At 57.7% G+C, this 1,027-nt stretch carries 1 pseudogene; it reads left to right on the forward strand.

What is annotated here, in order from left to right:
• Nucleotides 1–1,027, forward strand: a pseudogene (locus DVK07_RS19510) (ATP-binding protein); the annotation flags it as partial.

A 1,027-nucleotide genomic window follows, 5' to 3' on the forward strand; every position in this document is an offset into this window, starting at 1 on the left:
GATCGAGGGGAACTACCTCGGAACGAACGACGCCGAGTACGAGCGAATGCTCAACCACGGGATCACCTACCCGAACGGGCTTGAGTCCTGGACGCGACGAAAACCGCTACTCGTCTGTAACATCGACGAACTCTCAAACTTCATCACGGTCCCATCGATCGACTCGCTCCCGAAAGCAAGCCGCGGTGGGACTGGTGGGATGCCCACGGCTCAGTCGCCGCTCACCTCTCCGAACGAGGAGGTGTTCAAGGAATTCTCCAAGGGTATGACCATCGGTCACGCCGTCACCGCACTCCGCGACCACAGCGACAAACCCGACGATATCAGCACCATCGAGACGAAAAACGAGTGGTGGAACCACCTCTCGCAACGGGACGCGCTGTCGTTGTCTGCGGACCATCTCACCCAACACTACATCCGGGCTGCGACGACTGGCAGCGGGAAGACGGTCGCAACGATCAACGATATGCTGACCACACACAACGACCTCGAGGGGCCAACAATCCTCATCGATCCCAAAGACGGCGAGATGTGTGAGAACTATCTCCGGTGTCATCGCACGCTGTTCGGCAACGTCGACGACATCGAATACATCCAAATCCCCGAAGCAGATGGGATGGTTCCGGGGATGCCTTTCTTCGACCTCAGACCGCTCACAGAGGGCGCAGGACGGGCACGAGAGACGGCTAAGCAGGATATCATTGACCACTATTTTCAGCTGCTCAGATTCGTCCTCGGGAAGAAAACAGTCGAGCAGGCGTTCGTCGCGAACGAAATCCTCACCAACCTGATCAAGGCGCTGTTCGACAGCGAACACGGGAAGGATTACTTCTCGATCGGCGAACTGATGGAGGCCGCACAGAAGTTCCAGAAGTTCGGCAAGCAGGTCGAGGACCTCGACAAGGATTACGAGACGGTGCTCAAGGCCATCCCGCGAACGGTCGACACGCAGGTGACGTCCATCCTTGAGTCGCACCTCGAGAAGGACGCACGGCAGTTCATGAACACGACAGACGCGGTCCTCAAT

It is taken from the genome of Halorubrum sp. Atlit-26R, assembly GCF_003666015.1.
Taxonomy (GTDB): Archaea; Halobacteriota; Halobacteria; order Halobacteriales; family Haloferacaceae; genus Halorubrum.